This is a genomic window from Limnothrix redekei LRLZ20PSL1 (assembly GCF_043235035.1).
In the GTDB taxonomy this organism is placed as follows: Bacteria; Cyanobacteriota; Cyanobacteriia; order CACIAM-69d; family CACIAM-69d; genus CACIAM-69d.
This window is the reverse complement of the sequence record NZ_JAZAQF010000012.1, coordinates 68,050-94,210: the sequence shown is the minus strand read 5'-3', so window position 1 is coordinate 94,210 and position 26,161 is coordinate 68,050. Positions and strand designations below refer to the sequence as shown.

Below are 26,161 nucleotides of genomic sequence, written 5' to 3'. Positions count from 1 at the left end.
AACAGAATCACCTGTCAGAAAAGACCCACAGAATCCGCACTTTAGGCACGGCTCAGGGGCGTTGCCGGCACAAAGCTCGGCACCACCACATCACTGTTCTGTTTGGTCAGTTGGTCATACAACCGGTTGGTGTTCGGGAAGTTGGCCGCTGGCAGCGTCGGGAACCGGCGATAGGGAACCGTATCCTCACCGAAGCACTCCGCATATTCCGGCGTGTTCAGCATGGCCGACACAAAACCCTTCAGACCTTCCGTTGCCAGAATTTGGTTGTACTTGCGGATTTCCACCTGGTTCAGCGGTGCCCGGCCCAAGAAATGCTTCAGACCCAGTTCGATCACCTTCGTGTTCGGATAGGGGGCATAGAATTCCTTGGTGTACAAGCGAGAGCCGCCCAATGACTCGATGAATTCCTTCATCGTGATTTCGCCATTGCCCAGCTTGCTTTCCAGCGCCGTGAACTCAGCCCGCACGATGTAAGGATCCAAGTCGCGCTCAAAGACCTGACGATAGGCCGCCGCGATCGCCGTTTTCAGGGCCACCTTATCGGTCGTGGTCGTCAGCTTGAAGGTCTTGGTTTGCTCGCGACGACGGCTCACCCCTTGGCCAGCGCGGTTGCTCGCATCCCCTTCCGTGCGGATCGAGAGCGGTTGTCCCAGCTCCACAAAGCGCGGTGCTTCCGGTTCCGGCTTGGTCAGCACGCCCTTGAAGCCCAAGTTACCCGGACGAGTCGTGCGCAGGGCTTGGCCGCCCGCCGTCAGATAGCGCTCGTAGGGAACCGTATCTTCCCCAAAGGCTTCCGCATATTCCGCCGTATCGAGAATTGCATCAATCAAGGCATAGAACCCTTGTTTGGCGCAAATGTCGAAGTACTTGTTGGTTTCGTTGCGACCGTAGGTGGGGCGACCCAACAGGCGACGGTGAATATATTCCACCGCCTTCATCACGTACAACGAACTCCAGTAGGTCTTGCGGAACAAATCCGACTTGGCCAACTGACGAATGAATTCCTTGACCGTGATGTTGCCGTTTTCCAGCTTGATTTCCGCCACCGTCAGGCGCTGGCCTTCATACACATCGCGGCCAAACACTTGCAGGTAGGCAGCGCGGATGACGGCTTGGGTGGTGCTTTCCGAGAAGCGAATGCTGGCGGTCTTCACCGACTTGCCAATTCCGGGCAACTGATCCAGCTTGAACACCTTGGGCCCCATCGAGCCAGGAGCCTTGCCCACTGCACCCGGGTTGCTCAGTTGGTTCTCAATCCCGGCACCACGCTTGATCAGAATCCGGCGGGTATCCTTGCCAAAGGGCGCAGGCCGGTTCTTGGGATTGCGGGTTTCTTTCGGGAAGATTGCCCCAAACTGAATTTCCAGCGGATCATTACCAACCCCGTAGGGATGCTGATCGCGCAGGGGTTGCACATAGTCCCCGAAGGTGGTGATGAATTGGGGAACCTTGCGGAAGGGGGCGCTGTAGTTGAACAGGTCGATCTGCGGGCCCCAGTTGCGGCACTCTTGGGCTTCTTGACCCAGACCACGCAGGTAAGGCACGGTTTCTTCGCCAAAGTAATCCGCGTATTCTTGCGAATCGACCAGGGCATCGACCAGGGCCGCCAAGCCGCCACTCGAGACGATCGAGAAGTACTTTTGCACTTCTTCGCGGGACGAAGGACCACGACCCAGAATGTGACGGAAGGCCAATTCCAGGGCACGGCTGTTGATGAACGGCTCAAAGAACTGCTTGCGGTACAGGGGCGACTTGGCCAAGCGGCGGATGAATTCCTTCATGGAAATTTCGCCGTTTTTGACCTTGGATTCCAGGTCAGAAATCCCCAAGGAGTAAGCGCGGGTGATGTCGCGCTCAAACACTTGGCGATAGGCCGCTTTCACCGCATCGTTCTTTTCAGTGGCCGACAGGCCGGGCTTCATCGCGTACTTCACGCGCTTTTCAGCGGCGTTGGCGTAGATTTGCGGCAGGGCCAGACCCTGTTGATCCGCCGAAGGACGCTGACGCACCTTGTTGGAAGGTGTGGGGGCCTTGAACTCCGTTAGCAATACGTCAAAGTATTGCTTGACGATTTCTGTGGCGTTGGCATCATCGCGGAAGTAGGTGAGGGCCGCTTGCTTCATGCCCTCGATCGCCACGATCGTGGCGGCCGTAGAACAGGCGTTTTCGATGATTTCGCGCAGACCACGGGTGTTCACGGCGATGATCGTCGGGTCACCGGCCACGATCGCGTAGGTCACATAGCGCAGAAACCAGCTCATGTCCCGCAAGGACTTTTGCATGTTCCGGGGGCCGTAGCGGGCAACGCTAATGGGCCGGAAGCCAGCGGGAATGGGCGCGGAGGGGGTCAAGAAAAAGTCGCGCAGACCACTGAACAGGCCACCGCCACTGCTCTTGGCTTCCACGTAGGTAACGGTGCCGAAGGTCATGCCCTCTTGCACCGTCTTGGCTACGGGGTTGGTGGTGGTGGCCATCACCGGTTCATCCGTTGGCGGCTTTTCCAAGAAAGCCAGGGGCGAACCACCGGTAAAGATCTTGTTGGCTGCTCGCGAGACGATGATTTCGGCGTTAACCGTCAGGACTTGAGCAATGGCCAGTCGTTGAGCACCGGAGCTAAAGAAAGTTTTAAGTTCGCTGAGTTCCGCTGGGGCTAGGTAGCGATCTTGTTGTTCTGCTTGGGAAATTTTAGATACGGGAACAGTGCTGTAGAGCTGCGGACGGGCAACCGAGCTTCCACCACTTGCTTTAACGCTCATGAGATTCTAATGGTCCTTTTCTAAGTCAGGTGAACGACCGTACCGGGTTCTGTGACATTGGACAGAACCTTTAGCCCTTAGCCTCAGGTTGGCTCGACGCTGGCAACCCTCAACGGCTGTCGGCGAACATGGAAGGGACGATCTCAACTCAATATGGTTGTGAATCCACCCATTAGACTAAAACGATTCTGTGCGTGGGACGGCCTTTGTTAAGAAGTGTGTATGCTTCTCAGGCGGGCGATCGCAGGCATTGGAAGGGCAGGGGGTGCGATAGACTCGATCGCGGTGATCACCCTTGCAAGTCTTCGTTTCAGCCTTTTTTCAGCGATTCCTATATAAGTAATCAACCCACTCAACAATCAACCCAATCAACCCCCTATTCAATTCCGATGGAAGCACAGCGCACCGCCCAAACCCTGGCCGCCGTTCAAAAGCTCTACGATACCTATCCGTTTCCGCCAGAACCCCTGTTGGATGAACCCCCACCGGGCTATAACTGGCGCTGGAATTGGCAAGCGGCACATCAATTTTGCACGGGCAGAAAGGCGGAACGCGCTGATATTCGAATTTTGGATGCGGGTTGCGGTACGGGTGTGGGCACTGAATATTTAATGCACCTGAACCCGGAAGCCAAGATTACGGCGATCGACCTGAGTTCAGAGGCGTTGGGTGTGGCTCGGGAACGGTGTCGGCGGACGGGCGATCGGGTTCGCGGAGGCGATCGCGTGGAATTCCGCCACCTTAGCCTTTACGATGCCCAGGAAATTTCTGGCAAGTTCGACTGGATCAACTGCGTTGGTGTGTTGCACCACCTACCCGATCCGGTGCGAGGTATTCAATCCTTGGCCGCCAAGTTGGCTCCCGGTGGTCTCATGCACATTTTTGTTTACGGGGAATTGGGTCGCTGGGAAATCCAGTTGATGCAGCGAGCGATCCGTCTGCTCCGCGAAAGTCCCATGGGCCCGGCAAACCCTAATCCCTATCGCGACGGGGTTCAGCTTGGGCGGTCTTTGTTTGCTGCCTTGCCTGAAACGAACCGACTGGTGCGGCGAGAACAGGAGCGTTGGTCGATGGAAAACCAGCGGGATGAGTGCTTTGCAGATATGTATGTTCATCCCCAGGAAGTGGACTACAACATCGACACCCTCTTTGAATTGATTGAGGCCTCGGGTCTGGAGTTCCTAGGCTTTTCCAACCCTGATTACTGGCAACTCGATCGCCTCTTGGGCAGCAATCCAGATCTGATGGCGCGAGCCGAGGGCTTGAGCGATCGACAGCGCTATCGCCTGGTGGAATTGCTGGATCCCGAAGGAGCCACCCACTACGAGTTTTGGTTAGGCTGCCCACCGGTCAATCGCCTCACCTGGGAAGACTCCAGCGCCCTGGCCGCAGCCCTGCCGAGCCTGAACCCTTGTCTGGATGGCTGGCCCAGCCGTTGTCTATTTAATCAGGACTATCGGATTGTCAGTTTGGACGATGCCACGTTCCAGTTCCTCAGTGCTGTGGCCGCCAACGAAACCGCTGACCAACCTCAATCGATCGCCCAACTCCTGAGCCAGCAACCGGGCTTCACCCTCGAAAACGTGCGATCGCTACTCGATCAACGCCTGTTGTTGCTGACTCCCCAAAACTAATTCAACCCCTAGTCAACCACCCGTCAAATCCGGGCGCAATCAAAACAGCCCCCCAGCAACCTCGCCCACTTCCCGTGAAAAACGCGCAGCACCTGCGTGGTACAATCGCACCTGGCTTAGGGCCGCCGGGCCAGCATTCAACAGCCAGGAGTTTGCAACCGATGGACTCTCCAACGGTCGAACCAGTCACCGCCATGCCGGAAGTTTCTCCCGAAGCGATCGAGGGCACTTCCGAAAACGGCGCAGCCATGGAGGAATACTACAAACTCCAACGGGAGCTATTAATCGGCTCCTTGGTTGTATCCCTGGTGATTTTTCTGTCTGTTTGGGCCGCCTACAGTCTCAACACCGCCCTAAGCTATTTGCTAGGAGCGCTGGTGGGCATTGTATACCTGCGAATGCTGGCTAAAGATGTCGCCACCTTGGGTAATGGCAAACAGCAACTGAGTAAGACCCGGCTAGCACTTTTTGTAGCCATTTTCCTCATTGGCGCTCGAGTTCAGCAACTTGAACTTTTGCCGATCATCCTTGGTTTTCTGACCTATAAGGCTGCTCTAATTTTCCACACGTTGCGCGCGATCGCAAAGCCCAACCCTTAGGCTAATTGCGAGAACAATCTCGTCAAATGCCTATGCAAAACAGCGTTGCTATGTTCGATCTTTTTTCAAACATTCCGTTCTCTCCGCTAGCAGAACTGGAAGTTGGTCAACACTTCTATTGGCACATTGGCAGCTTCAAGGTACATGGGCAAGTTTTTCTTGCTTCTTGGGTTGTCCTAGGGCTATTGATCGTTACCTGCATCTTGGCAACTCGTAACATTCAACGAGTACCGTCGGGATTGCAAAACTTCATGGAATATGCCCTGGAGTTTATCCGCGACCTTACCAAAACCCAAGTGGGCGAAAAAGAATATCGAGCATGGGTTCCCTTTGTTGGCACCCTGTTCCTATTCATTTTTGTGTCGAATTGGGGTGGTGCACTCATTCCTTGGAAACTCGTTGAGTTACCGTCTGGTGAATTAGCTGCTCCTACCAACGACATCAACACAACGGTTGCCCTGGCACTGACCACATCGGTCGCCTATTTCTATGCAGGATTGAGCCGAAAAGGGTTGGGTTACTTCGCCGATTACGCGCAGCCGACCCCGATCATGGTTCCCTTCAAAATCATTGAAGACTTTACCAAGCCGCTGTCGTTAAGCTTCCGTTTGTTTGGTAATATCCTAGCGGATGAACTTGTGGTGGCTGTACTGGTCTTCCTGGTTCCCTTGTTCGTGCCCATTCCGCTGATGGTTTTGGGGCTGTTCACGAGTGCAATTCAAGCCCTGATTTTTGCGACTCTGGCGGCATCCTACATTGGTGAAGCAATGGAAGATCACCACGGCGAGCATCACGACTAATGACCCTAATTTTGGGGTTATGAAACGGAGTCGTGAAAGCATCAATTGGGGATTGTTTCCCTTCTAATTACAAGACTCTCAACAACAATTCAAGGACGGACTACGACAATGAATCCTACAATTGCTGCTGCTTCGGTTCTGGCTGCTGCTCTGGCTGTGGGTTTGGGTGCAATTGGCCCCGGTATCGGTCAAGGTAATGCGGCTGGTCAAGCTGTGGAAGGGATCGCTCGTCAACCGGAAGCAGAAGGCAAAATCCGTGGCACCTTGCTGTTGAGCTTGGCGTTCATGGAAGCTCTGACGATTTACGGTCTGGTGGTGGCACTGGTGCTGCTGTTCGCTAACCCCTTCGCTTCGTAAATTTGGTTTTCGGCTTTTGCGAACGAGTTCTACCTGAGGCAGCGAAAGGTGCTTGCTTGATGCGAAAGCCTTTTGCTGCCCCAACTCGCGAAAAGGGGCTGTCAACCATCTGCTGGGAGTAAGCGAAATGCTATACGCACTCGTACCAACGCTGTTGGCAGCGGAGGCAGAAGGGGGTCTGTTTGACCTTGATGCCACCCTGCCCCTGATGGCAGCGCAGTTTCTAATTTTGGCTTTGATTTTGAATGCGGTTCTGTACAAGCCTCTGGGACAAGCCATTGACCAGCGGGCCGACTACATCCGCGGCAAGCACCTGGACGCACAAGAGCGCCTGGAGAAGGTGAAGTCGTTGACGGCGGAATATGAACAGGCTTTGGCGGAGGCCCGCCGTAAGTCTCAGTCCATCGTAGCGGATGCCCAAGCGGAGGCGCAAAAACTGGCGGCTCAGACGGTGGCAGATGCACAACGACAGGCCCAATCGGAGCGGGAAGCGGCTCAACAGGAAATTGACAGTCAACGGCAGACGGCTTTGGCTGCGCTGGACGGTCAAGTGGCGGTGCTGAGCCGTCAAATTGTGCAGAAGTTGTTGGGTTTTGAGTTGGGATGAGGTTGTGATGACGAACATGTTTTTGGGTTCGATCGCCCCTCATCTGTTGGCCCATGGATCGTTCGGGATCAATACCGACATCCTGGAAACCAATGTGATCAACCTGGCGATCGTGTTGGGGGTTCTGGTCTACTTTGGTCGTGGCTTTTTGGGCAACCTGCTGGGAACCCGAAGAGCGGCGATCGAGGAGGCAATTACCGAAGCAGAAAAGGCGCAAGCGGACGCTGTGAAAGCCTTGGAAGAGCAACAGCGTAAGCTGGCTCAAGCCCAAGCGGAAGCAGAGCGAATCACTGCTGAAGCAAAGGTTGCGGCTGAGCGGACGAAGGAGGCCATTTTGGCGAAGTCCACTCAGGATGTGCAACGGATGCGCGAGGCCGCTTCCAGTGACTTGGTGGCTGAGCAAGAGCGTGTGATTGCTCAATTGCGTCAGCGGGCTGTGACCGCCGCTTTGGAGCAGGTCAACGACCAACTGCGCTCGCGTTTGAATTCGGATCAACAGCGAGATTTGGTTGATCGGAGCTTGGCCCTGATTCAAGGGGGAGGAAACTAACGATGCAAAGCAGTTCAATGATCGCCAGCATCGCCGAGCCTTACGCACAAGCTTTGATGACCTTGGCTCAAAAGGAAAGCTTGGTGGATCGTTTTGGCGAGGATGTGACCTACCTGCGAGGTTTGCTAGCAACCTCGGAAGAGTTGGGCGCTCTCTTGGCCAATCCGTTTGTCAAGGCGGACGATAAGAAGTCTGTACTCGATCGCCTGGCGGGTGAAACTCTGCACCCGTTGATGGCGAACTTTTTGAAACTCTTGGTCGATCGGAAGCGGATTGCGCTGCTGGATACGATCGCCCAGAAATATCAAGACCTGCTGCGCCAGTTTACGAATACGGCCTTGGCGGAAGTGACTTCTGCGGTGGAACTGACGGAAGAGCAACGCCAAAGCGCCATTGAGCGGGTGAAACAGCTCACCGGGGCCGCCAGCGTGGAACTGGTGACCAAGGTCGATACCGACTTGATCGGCGGCGTGATTATCAAAGTCGGCTCGCAAGTGGTCGATGCCAGCCTGCGTGGTCAATTGCGACGCATGGCGCTGACTTTGGGCGCAATCTAGCTCTGTTTGTGAGCAAATCCCGAGGGCCGCAACCAAGATAGGCACCCCAAACGCTGGAAACAACGTTGAAAACTAGGAGTCGCAGACCGTGATTGCAATCAGACCGGACGAAATCAGCAGCATTATTCAGCAGCAGATTGAGCAGTACGACAAGGATGTCAAGGTGGCCGACGTGGGCACCGTGCTGCAAGTGGGTGACGGGATCGCTCGTATCTATGGCCTGCAAAATGCCATGGCTGGTGAGCTGCTGGAGTTCGAGGACGGTACTGTGGGTATCGCACTGAACCTCGAAGAGAACGATGTGGGTGCCGTGTTGATGGGTGACGGCCTCAACATTCAAGAAGGCAGTACTGTTCGTGCCACCGGTAAGATCGCGGCGATTCCGGTGGGTGACGCGGTTGTGGGCCGGGTTGTGGACGCCCTGGCTCGTCCGATCGATGGTAAGGGTGATATTGCCACGACGGAAACGCGCTTGATCGAATCGATGGCCCCTGGGATTATTGCCCGAAAATCCGTTTGCGAACCGATGCAGACGGGGATTACGGCAATTGACTCGATGATTCCGATCGGGCGTGGCCAACGGGAGTTGATCATCGGTGACCGCCAAACGGGTAAGACCTCGATCGCGATCGACACGATCATCAACCAAAAGTCTGAAGATGTTATTTGCATCTACGTGGCGATCGGGCAAAAGGCCTCCTCTGTGGCCCAGGTGATCGATGTGCTGAAGGAGTCTGGCGCGCTGGACTACACCATCGTCGTGGCCGCCAACGCCAACGCCCCCGCTACCCTGCAATACTTGGCTCCCTACACCGGCGCTGCCATTGCTGAGTACTTCATGTACAAGGGCAAGGCTACCCTGGTGGTTTACGATGACTTGTCCAAGCAGGCCCAGGCTTATCGTCAAATGTCCCTGCTGCTGCGTCGTCCGCCCGGTCGGGAAGCTTACCCCGGCGACGTGTTCTATCTCCACAGCCGTTTGCTGGAGCGCGCCGCTAAACTGAGCGATGAACTGGGTGGTGGCAGCATGACGGCCCTGCCGATCATCGAAACCCAGGCTGGTGACGTGTCGGCCTACATTCCGACCAACGTGATTTCGATTACTGACGGTCAGATCTTCTTGTCTGCTGACCTGTTCAACTCGGGTCTGCGCCCGGCTGTGAACGCTGGTATCTCCGTATCCCGCGTGGGTTCGGCTGCCCAAACCAAGGCCATGAAGAAGGTGGCCGGTAAAGTGAAGCTGGAACTGGCTCAGTACGACGACTTGGCTGCTTTTGCACAGTTCGCTTCCGATCTGGATAAGGCAACCCAAGATCAGTTGGCCCGTGGTCAGCGTCTGCGGGAACTGCTGAAGCAGCCCCAATACGCGCCTCTGGGTGTGGAAGAGCAAGTGGCGGTCATTTACGCCGGAATTAACGGCCATTTGGATGAAATTCCGGTCAACCTGATCACTAAGTTTGTGGCGGGTCTGCGGGACTACCTGAAGAATAACAAGGCTGGCTATGGTGAAGCTGTGCGCGGCACCAAGCAACTGACGGAAGAGGCGGAAACCCTGCTGAAGGAAGCGTTGACTGAGTACAAGCAAACCTTCTTGGTTGCTCAGTAATCATCGCGAATCAAGCGATCGCCTAGGGGCCTCTGCCCCGGGCGATCGCGCCCCTTAGCGACTCAGGCGACTCATAAGGACTCCACAGCTATGGCAAACCTCAAGGCAATTCGCGACCGAATTCAGTCCGTTAAAAACACTAAAAAAATTACTGAAGCCATGCGCTTGGTTGCCGCCGCGAAGGTGCGCCGAGCCCAAGAACAGGTAAACAACACTCGCCCCTTTGCCGATCGCCTGGCCCAAGTGCTCTACGGCCTGCAATCGCGCCTCAAATTTGAAGACGTAGATCTGCCACTCCTGCGGCAACGAAGCATTAAAACTGTAGGTATTCTGGTGGTTTCGGGCGATCGAGGCCTGTGTGGTGGCTACAACGGCAATGTGATCCGTCGGGCCGATCAACGCAGCAAAGAGCTGCTTGCTGAAGGAGTCAACGTCAAAATGATCGTGGTGGGTCGTAAGGCCAACCAATACTTCAGCCGTCGGGGCTATGATATTGCGGCTGCCTATGACGGGCTAGAGCAAATCCCTAGCGCGTCGGAAGCATCGCAAATTGCAGACGAGCTGCTGTCGCTGTTTCTCTCAGAAACGGTCGATCGTGTTGAGCTGGTCTACACCAAATTTGTATCGCTGATTAGCTCCCGTCCCGTAGTCCAAACCCTGTTGCCGCTGGATCCGCAAGGTTTGGAAGCTTCGGATGATGAGATCTTCCGGCTGACAACTCGTGGCGGCCAATTCCAAGTGGAGCGTGAGCGGGTCGATTTGCCCACCGCGCCCTTGCCGCGCGATACCATCTTTGAGCAGGATCCGGTACAGATCCTGAACGCGCTCTTGCCGTTGTACCTGAATAACCAACTCCTGCGGGCCCTGCAAGAGTCTGCCGCCAGCGAACTGGCTGCTCGGATGACTGCCATGAGCAACGCCACCGACAACGCCAAGACCCTGATTGGCACTTTGACCCTGACCTACAACAAGGCACGGCAGGCCGCCATCACCCAAGAAATCCTGGAAGTGTGCGGTGGTGCTGAGGCGCTGCGCTCTTAGGGATTTGCTAGGGACTTGAGAGAAGAACCATGAGCATGACCTATCAGGTTGAAATTCAGCACGAAGGACAAACCCACGTTCTGCAAGTGGCGGACGATACGCCCATTCTGACGGCGGCGGCGGCGGCGGGGTTGACGCTTCCCAGCTCTTGCAATGCGGGGGTTTGCACGACTTGCGCTGCCCGAGTAGTGGAAGGGACGATCGAGCCAGGCGATAGCATGGGTCTGAGTCCGGATCTGCGCGCGAAGGGGTTCGCTCTCCTTTGCACCGCCACGCCCCGTTCTAACCTCAAAATCCAAACCGGCTGCGAGGATGAGGTCTACGAACTGCAATTTGGTCAATTCCAGAAATAAATTCGGCCTTTGGGAAACTTGGCTGTTGGGCGATCGCTCGCTCCAAACCTAAAATCTGCAAAACATCAGGCGCGAAATCTCGACCCTAGATTTTGATTCGCCTGGTGTTTTGTCTTTGGGGCGGTTGAGCGATCGGGACTGAAATCACGGACTTGGGACGGCTCTCAAAGATTAGCTGTCTGAGGAAGGATGTTAAAAACTGTTAATCCAAGCGAGGGTCAACGGGCTTCATGCCTGAGAATAAGTGTTGATTTGCCGGGGAGGACACCGAGTGCGGTCTCAAGACTGTCGCTGGTGGATTTCGAGCTAAGGGTTAAACGACCTGGCTTAGAAAATTTCTCGTTGCTCCCGCTGCCTGAGCAATCGCAGCGATGCTAGTCGTTTCCTCGGTGGAAGCCCCAATCTCCAGTCAAAACTTTTTTCCTTTCGGAGGAGTTTATTCAATGAGTATCGTCACGAAGTCAATCGTGAATGCCGACGCTGAGGCCCGCTATCTCAGCCCCGGCGAACTGGATCGCATCAAGGCTTTCGTGTCCACCGGCGCTCAACGCCTGCGCATTGCCCAAATCCTGACCGATGCCCGTGAGCGCATCGTTAAGCAAGCCGGCGAACAACTGTTCCAAAAGCGCCCCGATGTGGTTTCGCCCGGTGGTAACGCTTACGGCGAAGAAATGACCGCAACCTGCCTGCGCGACCTGGACTACTACCTGCGTCTGGTGACCTACGGCATCGTGGCTGGCGACGTGACCCCGATCGAAGAAATCGGTTTGGTGGGCGTGCGCGAAATGTACCGCTCGCTGGGTACCCCGATCGACGGCGTGGCTGAAGGTGTGCGTGGCATGAAGGCTGCTGCTGCTGGTCTGCTGAGCGGCGAAGACGCAGCTGAAGCTTCGGCTTACTTCGATTACGTGATTGGCGGCTTGAGCTAAGACCTGGGTTCTCCCTCGCTAGCTTGACTTGCTTCGGCTTTAATGAAAGCCATTTCCTTGCAAAACCGACTTATTCAAAAACGATCATGCAAGACGCAATTACCTCCGTCATCAACTCCTCCGACGTTCAGGGCAAGTACCTCGACTCCAGTGCTCTGGATAAGCTGAAGAACTACTTCGCTACCGGCGAACTGCGCGTGCGTGCTGCTAACGCGATCGGCGCTAATGCTGCCACGATCGTGAAGGAAGCCGTTGCCAAGTCTCTGCTGTACTCCGATGTGACCCGTCCCGGCGGCAACATGTACACCACCCGTCGCTATGCTGCTTGCATCCGCGACCTGGACTACTACCTCCGCTATGCCACCTACGCAATGCTGGCCGGCGATCCTTCGATCCTCGATGAGCGCGTGCTCAACGGTCTGAAGGAAACCTACAACTCCTTGGGTGTGCCCATCGGTACCACCGTGCAAGCTATCCAAGCCATGAAGGAAGTAACCGCCGGTTTGGTGGGCGCTGACGCTGGTAAGGAAATGGGCGTGTACTTCGACTACATCTCCTCGGGCTTGAGCTAAACAACAAATGGCTTGGCTGAATTTCGACTCATCGGGTTGATGGTTGTGGTTTCCCCTGTTGGGTTGAAATGAGTGAAGCCACGGGGTCTGGGATAGTTGCTGAACGCTCAAAGTTGCATAGGCTCCGCAATCGCGTTGTCTGGTTAGCTTTGGGGGCAGCACGGCTCAGACCTCGTTGTTTAAGGACTGGGTCTGAATTTTGGTCAGATTTGTCGTTGAAGTCACAAAGGTTTCTCGCCATGCGGATGTTTAAAATTACGGCTTGCGTGCCGAGCCAAACGCGAATTCGGACGCAGCGCGAGCTGCAAAACACCTTCTTCACGAAGCTGGTTTCCTACGACAACTGGTTCAAGGAACAGCAACGTATCCAAAAAATGGGTGGCAAAATCGTGAAGGTCGAGCTGGCTACGGGCCGCCCGGGCACGAATACGGGTTTGCTGTAGATTGGCAAACTGTGAACCGTCTGATCGGCCCTTTCTGCCCTTTTGAGGTCAGATGGATCGATCGAGTCGGTGACCCAACCCTCAGTCATTTTTGGAATTGGCGTTCCGATTCTGAATTCAGCCGATCGCGAGTGACAAGTGAGCCTGCCTACGGGTAGCTGAAACTTGTGGCTCGCGATATTGTTTTGAATAGGTATTTTTGCATCAGCATTGTTTTGAGTCAGTAGCACTGTGCCTCCCTTGGTGGGTTTGCTTCCTGGCCTGTCTCTGCCCTTTGAGGTTGCCTGCAATCCATGGCCCAACGTCGCCCCCTTGTTTGGAGTGATTGGCTCGCACAGTTCCGAACCTCCGTGGGGTGGTCGGCAGTGGGCTGGGCCGATGAAGCCCGCTGGTTGCGTTGGCTGACCTTCTTTTGGCTGTTTGTGGGGTTTCTGATTTTGCTATCTGCCTCCTACGCCAGCGCGGAAGCCACAGAAGGAGACGGTTGGTACTACTGCAAACGGCAATTACTGTGGATCGCAGCGGGCTTGGTGGGATTCCAAACGGCCGTTTCCCTGCCCCTGCGTTACGTGCTGGCGATCGCCCACTGGGGATTGTTGGTCACCTTGATGCTGATGTGGGCGCTGCTGGTTCCTGGTCTTGGGCGATCGGCCAACGGAGCCGTTCGCTGGATTGAAATCGGGATCTTGCCGATTCAACCCTCAGAACTCTTAAAGCCCTTTTTGGTGCTGCAAAGCGCCCGTATTTTGGGGCAGTGGGAACGGTTGACCGATCGCCATCGCTGGTTTTGGCTGGGAACCATTGGTGCCGTGCTGTTGGGAATTTTGCTACAACCCAATCTCAGCACCGCAGCGGTTTGTGGGATGACCGTTTGGCTCCTGGCGCTGACAGCGGGTTTGCCCTATTCCTATCTGCTCAGCGCGGCGGGAGGTGGGCTGATTTTAGGGTTAATTAGCATCAGCCTGCGCACTTACCAGCAGCGGCGAATTGCGTCCTTTCTCAACCCTTGGGATGACCCCCTAGGCATTGGCTATCAATTGGTGCAAAGTCTCCTGGCGATCGGGTCGGGGGGCTGGTGGGGGACGGGGTTTGGCCTCTCGCAACAAAAACTAGCCAGCCTGCCTATCCAGTTCACTGACTTTATCTTTTCGGTGTTTGCGGAGGAGTTTGGCTTTGTCGGTTCCCTGCTATTGCTGACCCTGTTAGTCGTTTATGGTGCATTGGGCCTGCGAGTGGCTGCCAATGCGAGCGATCGCTCCCTGCGACTGGTGGCCGTCGGTGCTGTATTGCTGCTGGTGGGGCAAGCCCTAGTAAACATTGGCGTGGCAACCGGTGTGCTACCAACTACGGGACTGCCGTTTCCCCTCATGAGCTATGGCGGTAGCTCGATCATTGCCAGTCTTTTCCTGGCGGGGTTGCTGATTCGGGTGGCCCGCGAAAGCAACGCGGCCACGGTTGTTCCCCTCGATCGCCGTCGGCCTCGTCGGTCTTAAAGATGCACTGCGATTTTGACTATCCCCGTAAAGGAAAACGGGTGATCGTATCAAAAAATACTCGTGTTCTACCGATAGTTAACAGCCATGACCATGCTGCATGATTGTTGAATGGCGTACAGACCGAAGCCACCAAAAGTTCAGAGCTACTCTGACTTTGGGCGATCGTTGACTTGGTTGTCATTGACTTCACAAAAAAGTGAACTGAATTCAGAAATTCATGAAAAACCTCATGATCTTGAGTAACTGAAAAGCACCTTGAATAGAGACTGTTAACTAATTTTTGACCCAACAATTCTCATTGAATAGGCATGGTTACGATGCAATAGCTCGCTTGAAGCCGATTAAATGCTGCTTAAAGCAACTAAAAGCTAACATGCTTAAACTTCAAGTAATCAATTATCTCAGTCAATTAAACATCAATAAAAAAGTACGATATTCATCAACAATGAGCTAAATAACTTACATGAGATGAACATTCCTAAATGATGATTACCAGATGCTTTTTTGGCGTTTAATCAAAAATTTCCTCCTTCCTCTCTGGACTGCTGTCGATGTTATCTTCTTCTGGGCATCCTGCCAAAGCCGATATCTTAATTGTGGATGATTTGCCAGACAACCTCCGTCTGCTGTCTTCCATGCTGGAGACTCATGGCTATCGTGTTAGAAAGGCAATTAGTGGTCGATTGGCATTAAGTGCTGCTCGATTGGCTGCACCAAATTTAATCCTTTTGGATGCCTGTATGCCAGATTTGGACGGATATGAAGTTTGTCGTTATTTAAAAGATGATCCTCAAACTCGTCATATTCCTGTTATTTTTATTAGCGCTTTAGATCGCCCGACCGATAAGGTTCATGCCTTTGAAGCTGGCGGAGTTGACTATATTACTAAGCCTTTTCAAGTTCAAGAAATTCTGTCGCGAATCGAGAGTCAATTGCGCTTGTATGCCCTTCAGGAAGAATTGCGATCGGCCAATCGTCGCTTGACTGAACAGAATGAACTGCTACACAAACAAATTGTTCAGCGCCAGAAAGTTGAAATTGAAATTCGGCTGTTGCTGGCGGCTTCCCAGGCGATCGGGCGAGCCTCGGATTTTGATGCATCCCTTGAAGCCATTTTGCGGCTGACTTGCCAAACCATTAAGTGGGATTGTGCGGAAGCCTGGGTTCCGAACGCCCACGGGACGGCGCTGGAGTGCAGCCCCAGTTGGTATGCCAGCGACCCATCTTTTCAAGCCTTTCGCCAAGCCAGTTTGCAGCTTCAGTATCGATCGGGAGAAGGAATGCCCGGCCGAGTTTGGGCCCAGCGCCAGGCGGAATGGCTGGAGGATTTGAGCCAACCGGGAATTTTTGCCCGTTCAGAGCTGGCCGCTAGTGTCGGTTTGCGATCGGCCTTTGCGGTTCCCATTTTGGACGGCTCCCAGGTTTTGGCGGTCTTGATGTTCCTGCGGCGACAGGCCTCGACCCTCGATAACAAAATCTTGCATCTGTTGGAGGCGGTGGGGACTCAAGCCGGAGCCTTGATGCAGCGGAAACAGGCAGAACAGGCCCTGCGGGACTTGGCCCGGCGCGAAACCGCGATCGCCCGAATCATCACCCGAATGCGGCAGTCCCTGGATTTGGATGAAATTTTTCTGGATACAACCGATGAGCTACGGCGGGCCCTGCTGTGCCATCGAGTGGTGATTTATCGGTTTAATCCGGACTGGAGCGGTCAATTTTTGGTGGAGTCCGTGGCCGATGGTGTGCAGCCCTTGGTTAGTCCGAGTGGGGTCACCAAAGATGTGGATCACCTCAATCCGGCCCTGTGCCACAAAACTTGGCAACTGACCCAAGGCGGCCCCTTCAACTTGGGAGCCAGTTATGTCAGTGCCAGCGATGTGGAGCAGGCGGATTTGGCGGACACCTGTTTGGAATTGCTCGATCGATTGGCGGCCAAAGCCTTTATTTGTGTACCCATTCATTGCGGCCGAGAACTGTGGGGAGTCCTGGGAGCCTATCAAAATGAACGCCCCCGCACCTGGAGCGAATCAGACATTAAAATTTTGGTGCAAATTGGGGCACAACTGGGGATTGCTGTTCAACAAACTCAATTGGTGCAACGCCTTCAACACCAGTCCACGGAATTGCAACTAGCAAAAGAACTAGCTGATTCTGCCAACCGAGCCAAAAGTCAATTTCTGGCCAACATGAGCCACGAAATTCGGACTCCTTTGAATGCGGCTTTGGGCACGACTGATTTGCTGCTGCAAACGCCCCTAAGCTTGGAACAGCAAGACTTAGCCCGAATCTTAAAAACCAGCGGCGAGCACCTGTTGTCGTTGATTAATGACATTTTGGATTGGGCAAAAATTGAAGCCCGAGAAGTGCAACTGGAGTCCATTCCCTTTGACCTGAATCAATGTATTGAAACCGTCGATCATCTCCTGCGACCCCAAGCCCAGGTCAAGGGATTAATGCTTTTGACGCTGCTGGATAGTAACGTGCCTTGGACGGTGGTGGGCGACCCCACAAGACTGCATCAAATTTGCATTAATTTGGTGGGTAATGCCATTAAATTCACGGATCAAGGACAGGTGGTTTTTCAAATGTCTTTGGAATCCCAATCAAACAAGATGGTGGTAATTCACTGTGAGGTGCGAGATTCGGGGGTGGGGGTCTTGCCGGAGCATCGTCACAAGCTGTTTCAGTCTTTTTCGCAGGTGGACGCTTCCACAACCCGCCGCTATGGGGGCACTGGGTTGGGGCTGGCCATTTGTCGGCAGTTGGTGGAACTGATGGGGGGAGAAATTGGCTATGAGGCCAATGTGGGCGGGGGCAGTACGTTTTGGTTTTCAGTGCCCTTGCAGCGCCAGACGTTGACGGATGAGGCGGAGCAATGGTCTTTTTTGCGCCAAGAACGGTTGCTGTTGGTGGATACGGATCCCCGCCAGCAATTGTTGATTGGTTCTCAGGTGCGGGCTTGGGGTGGGCGTTTGGATCTTGTGTCGGCGGAGCAGGTGTTTGGGGCGATCGAGACGGCCAGCCACAGCGAAACCCCCTACACGATCGCCCTTGTGAATTTGGAAGATTTGGATTTGACTTGGGAACCGTTGCAGCGCCAGATTCAGCAGCAACCGGCCTTGGCCGCTGTGCACTGGATCCTGTTGCTGAAGCCGGAAGCACGATCGCTGGGCCATCAACTGGTGAGTCAGGGGGTGATTAAGCATTACTTGACGATGCCGATTTTGGTTTCGCAACTGCTGGATGCGCTAACGGCGGCGGTGCGTCACGAGTCACCAACTTTGCCTGCGGTGCTGGAGTCGCCCACAGTGGCTGAGCGTGATGGGCGATCGGCAGCGAGATCGCTCCATCCCCTGGTGCGGCCGGTACATTGCAAGATTTTGGTGGTGGAAGACACCCCCCTCAATCAACAAATTGTCTTGCGGCAGCTCAAGAGTTTGGGTTGGGAGAATGTGACCTGTGCTGACAATGGCCAGCAGGCGCTCGATCGACTGCTGCGTGAGCCGTTTGACTTGGTGTTGATGGATTGCTTGATGCCGGTGATGGATGGCTATCAGGCCGTACAACGGTTGCGGGCGGAAGCGGGCCCCAATCGGGATGTGACGGTGATTGCCATGACGGCCAATGCTTTGGCTGGGGCCCGGGAAGAATGCTTGGCAGTGGGCATGAATGACTACATCAGCAAGCCCATTAGCTTGGCGGGCTTGGCGGCGGTGCTCGATCGCTGGGTGATTCCCATGAGTCGCAATTCGCATACGGAAGGCGACTTGCCCCCGACGGAACCGACTCCCAAGCCAATGCTGAGTGCTGGGAATTCCGCTGCTGAGTCAGCGCCGCCGATCGATCGAGAACGGTTGATGGAGATTTCCATGGGCGATCCGGAAGTGGCCCGTGAAATTCTCAGTATTTTTGTGGAGGGCATTCCGGAATATTTGGAAGCCCTCGATCGGGCGATCGAAAGCCAAAACATCAAGGAAGTCTATCGGCGGGCCCACCAAATTAAAGGTGCGGCGGCCAATGCTGGCGTTTTGGAAATGCCGGATTTGGCTTGCCAACTTGAAACCAATGCCCTGGCCGATCGGCTCGATCGGGCTGAAATTTTGTCAGCTCAACTACGGGATGTGATGAATCGCGTTTGTGCCTATACTCAGCAACTTGATCAACTTGATCAAACTCAAGTCACCCCATCCCGACGTTGAACTCTGTAAACCTCGACGTTGGCAACTGAAAACGAACGAAGCGTTAATTCAGCCCCCCGTGGCGAGGGTCGAACTAGTACCGAATGTGCAAAGTAACCGTGGCTTGGATTGTCTGTTCACCGGCCACCACGGGGGTGCTAGCGGCGGAGTCGGCCACGCCTCGCAGCATGGGGCTGGGGATCGGCATCATGGCCCCCTCTACCTGAATGCCCATCACTTCCTGTCGAGTTAGCCCCAAGGTTGCCAAAACCGCATCGGCCTGGGCTTGGGCATCACGGGTTGCTGCTGCCAAGGCCCGATTGCGTGCCGCGTTGTTGGTGGCATCATCGATCGTGAACTGCACCCCATCCACGCGGGTGGCTCCCGCTTTCACGGCCGCATCCATGAGCGCTCCAGATTCGGTGGCGGCAATTTCAAAGCTGACCGTGTTGGTGGCCACAAAGCCCACGGGTTTGCTGTTGTTGTCGTAGTAGGGGCTGAGGTAAACGCCAGTGGTTTGCAGCTTTTGGACATTGCGACCCCGCAGCAACGCCACCACCGCGCTCGATCGCTTGGCCATTTCCGCTTGGGCCGCTTCGGCAGTGGTGGCCCGGGCTTCCACCCCCAGGCTCACGCGGGCAGTGCTGGCGCTGACCAGTTCACTGCCGCGGCCCGTAACGGACAGAATCCGATTGAGCCGCTCTTGGGCTTGGGCGGGCAGAGCAGCGGCGATCGCCACAATCATGCCCAGCCCGATCGCCCCCAAGCGCAAACCAACGGCTGTTTCAAGGCGGGGAGATCTGTGTGAATTCAGCAAGCGCATCATGGCAAGGGTTAGCCATCCCTAGGGATGGGGTTCAATGGGTTCGTCGCCACCAACCCCGATCGCCGTGTCCTGAATCGTCGCGCCTGTGAGGGTTAAGTCCAGCATCGACGCGCCGGTCACGTCCACGTCATTGAGGGTGGCGGCTGTGAGGTTTACCCGATCGAGCCTCGCTTGGGTCAGGATGGCATTGGTTAAGAATGTGCCGGTTAAATTAGCGTCCGTTAGGTCAGCACCGGTCAGATCGGCCCCTTCCAAATTGGCGTTGGTTAAATTAGCCCCCCGCAAATTGGCATGGCGCAAGTCAGCCCCAATCAGGTGTGCGCCTTGCAGGTTTTGCCCCGCCAAGTTGGCCGCCGCCAAATTACAACCACCACAGAGGCCCGTTTCCAAAAGTTCTTTGAGGTCATTGGGAGCCGTGGTTGCAGCGGGTTCCGCCGCCGCCCGCGAACCTACCGCACCGAGGAGCGCCGCTGCCAAGACTAGACCACTAAGCCAACGCAGATGCCGATCGGTCATCACTCCTCCTGCTTGCCCCGGGGAATGGGTTCTGGCAATGGTGGGCCGGGGGCAAGAACCTTTGCTCTGAGCCTAGCGCGATCGCCCTGATCCCTCCGCGATCGGAGACGAATCTTAGGATTTAGCCATGGATAGCAATCTGCGAATTTGGCAAACTGAATTTTGCAAACTTCCAGACGATCGTTTAGGTTTCCGTAGCAGCGGGCGTTGGGGATGAGGCGATCGGGACAGTGGCTTGCAATTGCGCGATCGCCTCCAGCATTTCCCGCTCAAAGGTCACCTGGGCCCGATTGGTGCGGCCACCCACATAGAGCGATCGACCCTCTTGCAACAGCCAAATTTGTGAGTGGGAAAAATAGCTCATCACCACGCCCACCATCAGCAATCCAAAGCCCAAATAGACGATCGGGATGCTCGGATCCGCCTTGATCTGTAGCCCCGTGCTGCCAATCAAATCATCCACGGCCAAGGTGAGGGTGCGATCGCCCAGGGTAATTGGGGTCGATCGGCCCACCCGCGTGGTGGCGATCGGGCGGCCCGTCGCGTCATAGATCAGCACCGCCCCTTGCAAATCTCGCGCCAGCAGCGAAACCCCCTCGCTCAAGTCCGGTTTGGTGGGAACCCAAGTGCCCCAAATTCGGCCCGCGCCCGGCAGATTCAGCTTGCCCATGGGTAGCTGAATTGATGGACTGTTGTTGATGCGTACCTTCACCGCTGCGATGCCCCAGTCGGTTTGGTACATGGTCACCCCTCGGTAGCGCAGGGGTTGATTCACAAAAATAGTTTGTCGATCGCGCTCTTGACCCGCTTGATCCAACACCGACAAATCTGAATAAAACTGGTCGATGTTGCCGTCCGGTAAATATTCAATCCAGAAGCGATTAACCTTCACAGACCAATCTCGGGGCACATTACCCGCCGCCAAAGGGCCGCCGTCAATAATATTGGTGACCTGAAACGTTTGGCCGCTGGGAATCATTTCTTGGGCAATGAAACCAGTGAGCGCACCAATAATGCCGCCCAATAACACAATCAACATCCCCGCATGGACAATAATCGGCCCAATGCGGCCCACAATCCCCTTACGTGCATACAAGCTGCTGCCTTCCGCGAAAACTCGGTAACCTTTGGCTTGCAAGAGAGGCGTGGCCGGGGCGATCGCGCTGCTGGCTTCCCCCAAGTCCAACCGGGCACTGAGGGCCAATTTCTCAAACTGTCTGGGGGCCCGGTAATAACTCCAATGCTGGGCAGCTTTTAGGGCCGGCCATTGGCGCAGGGCGGTGCAGGCGGCCAAGCTCGTGCCAAACAGCACCAGCAGTCCCAAGTACCACCAGGTGCGATAGACGGTGTTCAGCCCCAAGGCCAGCAGCACTTTCCAGCTCAGGAAGCCAAACAGGGCCGGATCCTCTGGATAGTTTGCTTGATAGAACTCCAAGCCCTGGCCCTGCTCAATGACCGTGCCAGTGATGCTGGCCACCGCAATCACCAATAACAGGACGATCGCTAACCGCAGGTCAGCAATGATGCGCACCCCTGCGCGCCACCAGCTCCGCCCGATCGCCCCATTCAGGGGAGTTTGCTGCAATCCGTCATTTGCATCCATGGTTTTTGCCCTGACCTCAGTACTTTGGTCTTCCCTTAATTCGCCCTAGTGTGCCGATCCTGATGATTAGCGCATGATTAGCGCTGTGTTTTTGACCCTAATTCCCTAGCGTCTCATGTGGCTGACAATCCGTTGACTGGCAATTCGTTGGCTATTCACCCTAGCCGATCGGCAACCGACTGAGCAGCGAAAATACGCCGAATCCCACCAATAACGCGCCACTGGTGGGCACAATCCAGCCCGATCGGCTCCGCAGCGCCAACAAACTCTTCAAAGAGGCGGCAAACGTGCCCACCAACACCAACGGCGACACATAGCCGATCGCATAGGCCAACAACAGCCCCCCACCCGCGATCGGGTCGCGAGTGGCCGAAACCCATGCTAACAGTGCCGCCAAAACAGGCGTGCTGCAAGGGGAAGCCGCCAGCCCAAACGTTAGCCCCACCAAATAGGATCGCAGCGATCGGGGAACCCCCGTCGGCACAGGAATCAATTGTCCCAGGGATGGAAACTGAAAGGGCAACACCTCCAGCAGATTCAGCCCCATCACGATCGCCACCCCGCTCACCAGCAACGGCAAGCCCCAACCCACCTGGCCATAAACCCGACCAAACCAGGCCGCCGCCACCCCCATCACGGCCAAGGTGGTGGCCAAGCCCAGGGCAAACCAGAGGGATTGCACCGCCGCCGCCCAGCGCGATCGCCCATCGGCAGGTTCCGACTCGCTTGAGGTGTCATACCCCCCGAGATAGCCCACCGCGATCGGCAGCATCGACAACATACAGGGGGTCAGGCTGGTGAGCAGGCCCGCCCCAAACGTCACCAGTGCACTCCCCAAACTGGGATGAGCCAACTGTGCTTCCACCAACGCTGTGGCCCACTGTGCCAGGTGATATAAACCCGTTTGTACTGATTCCCACACCTGTGATCGCCCTACTTGTTCAGGAACTGGCTGGTTTGCCCTGGCCCAATGGCATGGCCCCATGGCCTACAGGATTAATTTTAGGGGGTGGATGGAAATTGCCGATCGCCCCAATTGCCCACCGCTCGGGTTAATCAACGGCGCTGCTCACTAGTCCAACAACCAATCTATCAATCCCACCGGCTCCCAAATCAACACCACCCAGCTCAGCAGATACAGCCCGATCGGCAAAAACCGGTAGCCCACCGCCCCTCTGGACTCTGTTTTGGCCCAGTAGCGCCAATGGGCAAAAATCGCCACCGCCGTCAGCACAAACCAAGGAATCAGGCTCAGAACGGTAAACCCCAGGGCCAAGCTTGCCGCCTGCAACCAAGCTTGATAAGCTGCGTCGTTGTGACCAAACAGATAAGGGTCATTGATCCAAGGCTGTGGCACTTTTCCTAAAATTCGGGTGGCTTGGAGGCAGGCCCCCGCTCCGGTGATCAGTAAGCTGATTGGGGCGATCGCCAAAATCCAATGAGCCACCGTCATGCCGCGCCGCGCGATCGGGTGCATCATCACGGGCCGCAAATTCAGCCGAGGAAAGGAGCGCATCCACTAAGACCCAAAAAACAAGTAATCAACTAATCAACAGCAACCAATAGCAATTAACCCAAAAACCAAATAGCACCCAATTACAAAAATCAGCAATTAACCAATAACAATTAACCAATAACAATCAAAAAAAATCAGCCAATACCAACCAATAAACAGCAATCAACCAGCAACAACCAACCAACAACAATCAACCAACAAAATAGGCTGGCCGGGTAACCCGACCAGCCAGCAAGCTTAGGAACGCGCAGACAAAGCGGTTGCTACTGAACCACCAATTTCACATTGGCATTTTGCAGCCCAGGACGCTTCACCTCCGCCAGCGTCTTATTCACCGCATATTTTTGGTTGATCGAATTGATCAGCTCCGTTTGGTTGTGCTTCTTCGCCACACCCCACAGATCCGCAATCAGATCGTAGGAGCCGTCAGCATTGCGCGACCAGCCCAGGTCATATTCCCCTTCCAGGATCGCAACCAGATCAGCACGAACCCGTTGGCCGTTATAGCCACGCACATCGGCGCTGGTTTTGGTTTGAATGCCCAGGTCGCACAGGGATTGGCGCAGGATTTCCACATCAGTAATCTTGGTGCGCAGGGTGCTGAAGTGAGACATGAGGGTTTCCTCCTGTGGATGGAAATTGCGTGAACGACAACAACTAGGGGTTCAATGGCAAGCACGAAGTTGGGAGGCTTCGATGCTTGGTTTCAATGCGCTAGCCAACCGGGGTTCCAGATGCTGAACGGGTTGGAACTGGGGGGCTAGCCCTCCTCCCGTTGGGAGACGGGAGAAAGCTTGGGGGTCACCACTCCTGGCGGATGTAGTCCGCGACAGCAGCGGCGGCAGGACGGGCACGCTGGCGGGCCCAGTCGCGCAATGCCGTTACCTGCTCGGTCATGGTTCTCGACAGCGGCAGGGTTGCCTTGATCGCTGCGATGATGTCGAGTTGGGTAAACTCGCGATCTTGGGCAAAGGCTTCGTACATGGCCGCGAAGATGGCCTGTTCGATTTCTGCGCCGGAGAAACCATCGGAAACTTTGGCGAGCTGATCCAAATCAAAGCGGGAGATTTCAGAACGCCGCTTTTCGAGGTGGATTTGGAAGATTTCGCTCCGTTCGTCCTGGGTGGGCAGATCGACGAAGAAGATTTCGTCAAACCGGCCTTTGCGCAGGAACTCGCCGGGGAGCCGATCGACCCGGTTGGCCGTCGCCATCACAAACACCGGGGAAGTTTTTTCCTGCATCCAGGTCAGAAAGGAGCCAAAAATGCGGCTGGAAGTTCCTCCATCGGAGTCGGCGGAACCGGCGGAACCGGCGAAGGCCTTGTCCAGTTCATCAATGAACAGGATGACGGGGGAAATTGACTCGGCGGTTTTGAGCACCATCCGCAGGTTCTTTTCCGATCGCCCCACGGTGGAGCCGTCGTAGATGCGCCCCATATCCAAGCGCAGCAGGGGTAAACCCCACAGCCGGGAAGTGGTTTTGGCAATCAGAGATTTACCGCAACCGGGCACACCCAAAATCAGCATTCCCTTCGGTTGGGGCAAACCGTATTCGCGGGCCCGCTCGGTGAAGGCGTTGGAGCGCTGGGTAAGCCACCGTTTCAGCTCTTCGAGACCGCCGACCGATTCGATCGTCTCGTCTTCGTCCATGTATTCCAAAATGCCGTTGCGACGAATCAACTGCTGCTTTTCGGATAGGACGATTTCGACTTCCGATTCGGTGAGCTTGCCGGTGCTCACATGGGCTTTGCGGTAGACCTTTTCGGCTTCGTCACGGGTGAGACCGAGGGCTGCTTTGAGCAGTTTCTCACGGGCGATCGGGCTGAGAGGGCGCGATCGGGTCTCTTCGAGTTGTTCACCCAACACCTGATCGAGTTCGTTCAGGGTGGGTAGGGGGAAATCCAACACCACGACTTCTTTTTCAAGCTCGATCGGGATTTCCTGAACCGGCGACATCAACACGATCGTTTTTTGCATCCCCTTAAACTGGGCGATCGCGTCTCGCAGCCAGCGCTTCACCCCTGGTGAGTCGATGTAGGGATGGAAGTCTTTGAGGATATAGATCCCGGGGTCGCGTTGGCGCACAATCCACTCGATCGCAGCTTCCGGCGAAACGGTGTTGTGTTGCGTAACCGTGCGGGGTTGGCCATATTCCACCACCCCATGGGTCACTGTCCAAACAAACAGACGGCGGGGTTGCGTTTTGGATTGGGCAAGGCGGGCGATCGCCTGTTCAGCGCGTTCCTCTTCATAGGTTAGGAGGTAAACCAGCGGATATTGCGCTCTGACCAGGACGCTTAGTTGCTCTTGCATAACCCTCGACCCATTCCGCTTGAGTTGGACATGCGATGGACTAGCTCAGAGACTGAAAATTGCTCTCCATCTAGCCCAACGTGATTAGCCAAAGTGATTAGTAAGTATCTAGCGAGTCCTGAGCGAAATCCTTAAGGGGCTAACCCGCAACCGGAACTGAAGCCATTTGGCAGTTGCTTCAGCAAGGTACAAGGTTTTCGCTGTTGGAATCAAGGTTTTCGCTGTTGGAATCATCAGTGTCGCTATCAGGGTCGCTATCAGGAGCTTCCTCCTCGGCGGACTCTGGAGCACCAGCCCGAACCGTCAGGGCCCGTTCGATCGACAGCGTATCTTCGGCAAGAATGCCAGGCTGGCTTCCAAGACCAACCAATTCACCGTCACGCAGGACTGTGGAGGTTTGACAGACAGGGCAGCTATAGACCCGGTGGGTACGCCCGTAGGGTTCGCTGTGCTCGTCAATTACCTCAGGGTGTTCGAGGTAAAAAGCCACGGCCCTTTCGACAATTGCGGACATGGGTTCCGACTCAACTGCCGCCCGGATTTTGAGTTGACGATGCAACTGTTGGGGGAAGTAGAGCGTGACTTTTTGCTTGTCCTGTTTGTCTTGCATATAACTACAAATGAATTACCCGGGTATGAATGTTAAGGTATCGGGGCAACGCTAGTCTGTCAAGACAGAAAGCCGTTTTGCTGTCTTTTTCGCAATCTTTCTTTACAAAAGATGCAGGCTTTTATGGCTCAGCTCATGGCACTAAAACGGGTTAATCGATGATTGGGTGGAGCTTTGAGGGCGATCGGCTGCGATACACTCAGCAAGAGATTAGTAGACAGCGACGCGATCGATCATTGACATCCGATCATTGACATCCATGATTGATATTCGTGATTGACATCTGTGATTGACAT

At 55.1% G+C, this 26,161-nt stretch carries 24 protein-coding genes; 15 read left to right on the top strand and 9 right to left on the bottom strand.

What is annotated here, in order from left to right; all coding sequences use genetic code 11:
• Positions 1–41 precede the first annotated feature (41 nt).
• Positions 42–2,759 carry a phycobilisome rod-core linker polypeptide gene (locus VPK24_RS02365; RefSeq protein ID WP_099532133.1) on the bottom strand — a complete coding sequence of 906 codons (2,718 nt, stop codon included), beginning with the start codon at positions 2,757–2,759 and terminating at the stop codon, positions 42–44.
• A gap of 389 nt (positions 2,760–3,148) precedes the next feature.
• On the opposite strand from VPK24_RS02365, the gene VPK24_RS02360 reads away from it, so the two are divergent.
• The 15 genes from VPK24_RS02360 to VPK24_RS02290 all read left to right on the top strand — a co-directional run bounded on the left by VPK24_RS02360 (position 3,149) and on the right by VPK24_RS02290 (position 18,502).
• Positions 3,149–4,393 carry a class I SAM-dependent methyltransferase gene (locus VPK24_RS02360; RefSeq protein ID WP_393010370.1) on the top strand — a complete coding sequence of 415 codons (1,245 nt, stop codon included), beginning with the start codon at positions 3,149–3,151 and terminating at the stop codon, positions 4,391–4,393.
• 161 nt (positions 4,394–4,554) lie between these two features.
• A complete protein-coding gene (locus VPK24_RS02355; protein ID WP_393010368.1) occupies positions 4,555–4,992 on the top strand; it encodes an ATP synthase subunit I in 438 nt (145 codons plus the stop codon).
• A gap of 32 nt (positions 4,993–5,024) precedes the next feature.
• Positions 5,025–5,792, top strand: coding sequence for a F0F1 ATP synthase subunit A (gene atpB / locus VPK24_RS02350; RefSeq protein WP_393010366.1), 768 nt, complete (start codon positions 5,025–5,027; stop codon positions 5,790–5,792).
• 108 nt (positions 5,793–5,900) lie between these two features.
• Positions 5,901–6,149, top strand: a complete 249-nt coding sequence (atpE, locus tag VPK24_RS02345) for an ATP synthase F0 subunit C (protein WP_099532136.1) — start codon at positions 5,901–5,903, stop codon at positions 6,147–6,149.
• Positions 6,150–6,276: 127 nt separating this feature from the next.
• Positions 6,277–6,756, top strand: coding sequence for a F0F1 ATP synthase subunit B' (locus VPK24_RS02340; RefSeq protein WP_393010364.1), 480 nt, complete (start codon positions 6,277–6,279; stop codon positions 6,754–6,756).
• 7 nt (positions 6,757–6,763) lie between these two features.
• A complete protein-coding gene (locus VPK24_RS02335; RefSeq protein ID WP_393010362.1) occupies positions 6,764–7,306 on the top strand; it encodes a F0F1 ATP synthase subunit B in 543 nt (180 codons plus the stop codon).
• A gap of 2 nt (positions 7,307–7,308) precedes the next feature.
• On the top strand, positions 7,309–7,863 hold the full coding sequence (gene atpH, locus VPK24_RS02330) for an ATP synthase F1 subunit delta (protein WP_393010360.1): 555 nt from the start codon (positions 7,309–7,311) through the stop codon (positions 7,861–7,863).
• A gap of 88 nt (positions 7,864–7,951) precedes the next feature.
• Complete coding sequence (gene atpA, locus VPK24_RS02325; protein WP_393010358.1) at positions 7,952–9,469, top strand: F0F1 ATP synthase subunit alpha; 1,518 nt, start codon at positions 7,952–7,954, stop codon at positions 9,467–9,469.
• Positions 9,470–9,559: 90 nt separating this feature from the next.
• Positions 9,560–10,510, top strand: coding sequence for a F0F1 ATP synthase subunit gamma (locus VPK24_RS02320; protein WP_393010356.1), 951 nt, complete (start codon positions 9,560–9,562; stop codon positions 10,508–10,510).
• A gap of 29 nt (positions 10,511–10,539) precedes the next feature.
• Positions 10,540–10,863, top strand: a complete 324-nt coding sequence (locus VPK24_RS02315) for a 2Fe-2S iron-sulfur cluster-binding protein (protein ID WP_393010354.1) — start codon at positions 10,540–10,542, stop codon at positions 10,861–10,863.
• A 443-nt stretch (positions 10,864–11,306) separates the two neighbouring features.
• Entirely contained in the window at positions 11,307–11,792 is a 486-nt protein-coding gene (gene apcA / locus VPK24_RS02310) for an allophycocyanin subunit alpha (RefSeq protein WP_099532201.1), read from the top strand.
• 86 nt (positions 11,793–11,878) lie between these two features.
• On the top strand, positions 11,879–12,364 hold the full coding sequence (apcB, locus tag VPK24_RS02305) for an allophycocyanin subunit beta (RefSeq protein ID WP_393010352.1): 486 nt from the start codon (positions 11,879–11,881) through the stop codon (positions 12,362–12,364).
• A gap of 239 nt (positions 12,365–12,603) precedes the next feature.
• A complete protein-coding gene (locus tag VPK24_RS02300) occupies positions 12,604–12,807 on the top strand; it encodes a phycobilisome linker polypeptide (protein ID WP_099532144.1) in 204 nt (67 codons plus the stop codon).
• A 284-nt stretch (positions 12,808–13,091) separates the two neighbouring features.
• Positions 13,092–14,300 carry an FtsW/RodA/SpoVE family cell cycle protein gene (locus VPK24_RS02295; RefSeq protein ID WP_393010494.1) on the top strand — a complete coding sequence of 403 codons (1,209 nt, stop codon included), beginning with the start codon at positions 13,092–13,094 and terminating at the stop codon, positions 14,298–14,300.
• A 554-nt stretch (positions 14,301–14,854) separates the two neighbouring features.
• Positions 14,855–18,502 (top strand): response regulator, encoded by a 3,648-nt coding sequence (locus VPK24_RS02290; RefSeq protein WP_393010350.1) that lies wholly within the window; start codon positions 14,855–14,857, stop codon positions 18,500–18,502.
• Between the two features lie 73 nt (positions 18,503–18,575).
• On the opposite strand, the gene VPK24_RS02285 is transcribed toward VPK24_RS02290, so the two are convergent.
• The 8 genes from VPK24_RS02285 to VPK24_RS02250 all read right to left on the bottom strand — a co-directional run bounded on the left by VPK24_RS02285 (position 18,576) and on the right by VPK24_RS02250 (position 25,865).
• A complete protein-coding gene (locus VPK24_RS02285) occupies positions 18,576–19,307 on the bottom strand; it encodes an SIMPL domain-containing protein (protein WP_393010348.1) in 732 nt (243 codons plus the stop codon).
• Between the two features lie 18 nt (positions 19,308–19,325).
• Positions 19,326–19,823 carry a pentapeptide repeat-containing protein gene (locus VPK24_RS02280; RefSeq protein ID WP_393010346.1) on the bottom strand — a complete coding sequence of 166 codons (498 nt, stop codon included), beginning with the start codon at positions 19,821–19,823 and terminating at the stop codon, positions 19,326–19,328.
• Between the two features lie 184 nt (positions 19,824–20,007).
• Positions 20,008–21,426 (bottom strand): cytochrome c biogenesis protein, encoded by a 1,419-nt coding sequence (locus VPK24_RS02275; RefSeq protein WP_393010344.1) that lies wholly within the window; start codon positions 21,424–21,426, stop codon positions 20,008–20,010.
• Positions 21,427–21,586: 160 nt separating this feature from the next.
• On the bottom strand, positions 21,587–22,348 hold the full coding sequence (locus tag VPK24_RS02270) for a cytochrome c biogenesis protein CcdA (RefSeq protein WP_393010342.1): 762 nt from the start codon (positions 22,346–22,348) through the stop codon (positions 21,587–21,589).
• A 150-nt stretch (positions 22,349–22,498) separates the two neighbouring features.
• On the bottom strand, positions 22,499–22,942 hold the full coding sequence (locus VPK24_RS02265) for a hypothetical protein (RefSeq protein ID WP_393010340.1): 444 nt from the start codon (positions 22,940–22,942) through the stop codon (positions 22,499–22,501).
• Between the two features lie 263 nt (positions 22,943–23,205).
• Complete coding sequence (locus VPK24_RS02260; RefSeq protein WP_099532151.1) at positions 23,206–23,556, bottom strand: DUF1257 domain-containing protein; 351 nt, start codon at positions 23,554–23,556, stop codon at positions 23,206–23,208.
• A 187-nt stretch (positions 23,557–23,743) separates the two neighbouring features.
• Positions 23,744–25,255: a stress-responsive protein Ycf46 gene (ycf46, locus tag VPK24_RS02255; RefSeq protein ID WP_099532152.1), complete on the bottom strand. Its 1,512-nt coding sequence runs from the start codon at positions 25,253–25,255 to the stop codon at positions 23,744–23,746.
• Positions 25,256–25,433: 178 nt separating this feature from the next.
• Positions 25,434–25,865, bottom strand: a complete 432-nt coding sequence (locus tag VPK24_RS02250; protein ID WP_393010338.1) for a hypothetical protein — start codon at positions 25,863–25,865, stop codon at positions 25,434–25,436.
• Between the last annotated feature and the right edge of the window lie 296 nt (positions 25,866–26,161).